At 69.8% G+C, this 1,229-nt stretch carries 2 protein-coding genes; both read right to left on the bottom strand.

The genetic code is table 11. The features are described 5' to 3' along the window. On the bottom strand, positions 1–499 hold a 499-nt coding region (locus IE249_RS27210; RefSeq protein WP_229859363.1), incomplete at its 3' end, for an ABC transporter permease subunit. A gap of 10 nt (positions 500–509) precedes the next feature. Continuing rightward, a partial coding sequence (locus IE249_RS27205; RefSeq protein WP_229859362.1) for an ATP-binding cassette domain-containing protein occupies positions 510–1,229 on the bottom strand: 720 nt, incomplete at its 5' end.

Here is a 1,229-nt window from a genome sequence, read left to right as displayed (position 1 = left end):
GCGCGTAGACGAGGCCGAGGACCACCGCGTGCCGGGACACCGTGCCCAGCAGGAGGAAGAGCGCGGCGTAGGCGATGGAGGCGACCAGCGCGGCCACCGTGTAGGCCACCGCTATCTGCTGCCCGTTGCCGTTGAGGATCAGTCCGGCGATCATCGTGGGCACCGCCGAGAACACCATGGTCACCGCGATCGCCACGATCAGCTTGGTGAAGATGATCGTCGGCCGCTTGAGCGGCTTGGACAGCAGGTAGACCACCGAGCCGTCGTCGATCTCCGGCCCGATGGCGCCGGTGCCGGCGATGACGCCGATGATCGGCACCATGGTGGCGAGGGCGAATCCGCCCAGGACGTTCACCGCGGTCTGGTCGTCCGCGCCGGTGAGGCCGCGGACCACCACGGCGATCACGATCAGCAGCAGCGGCAGCGCGCCGAGGATGAGGGCCCGGCGCCTGCCGAGCAGGGCCCGGTAGGTGAGCCGGGCGACTGTGGGGTCATACATCTTCGGCCTCCTACGCCGCGACCAGGTACGAGAAGACGGACTCAAGAGACTCGTCGGACGGCGAGACCGTGTGCAGCCGGATGCCGTGGTCCCGCGCCACCCTGGGCAGCAGGACCGTGAACCGGCCGAAGTCGACGGCCTGGACGCGCAGCGCGCCCTCGGCGAGGTCGACCTCGATCCCGGAGGTCGAGGGGTCGGCGATCAGCGCGGCGGCCAGCGCCCGGTCGTCGCTGGAGCGGACCAGGTAGCGGTGCGGCCGGTCGGTCATCAGACGGCGGATCTTGCGGAAGTCGCCGCTGGCCGCGTGCCGTCCGGCGACGACGACCTCGATGTGCCAGGCGAGCTGCTCGACCTCCTCCAGGATGTGGGAGGAGAACAGCACGGTGCGGCCCTCGTCGCCCATGCGCCGCAGCAGCTCCATCAGCTGCATGCGCTGGCGCGGGTCCATGCCGTTGAACGGCTCGTCGAGCAGGAGCAGCGAGGGGTCGTGGACGAGCGCGGAGGCCATCTTCACGCGCTGCCGCATGCCCTTGGAGTAGGTGGAGATCTTCCGGTCCTGGGCGTACTCCATCTCGACCGTGGCCAGCGCCTTCTGCGCCGCCTTGGCGCCCAGGCCGTGCAGTTCGGCGTTGGCGACGACGAACTCGCGGCCGGTCAGGAAGTCGTACATCGCCTCCCGCTCGGGGACTACGCCTATCTGCCGGTAGATCTGCTCGTTGCGCCACACCGG

The organism is Streptomyces anandii JCM 4720 (assembly GCF_014650655.1).
GTDB classification, from domain to species: domain Bacteria; phylum Actinomycetota; class Actinomycetes; order Streptomycetales; family Streptomycetaceae; genus Streptomyces; species Streptomyces anandii.
Note: the sequence above shows the minus strand (reverse complement) of the source record. Positions and strands in the feature narration are given on the sequence as shown.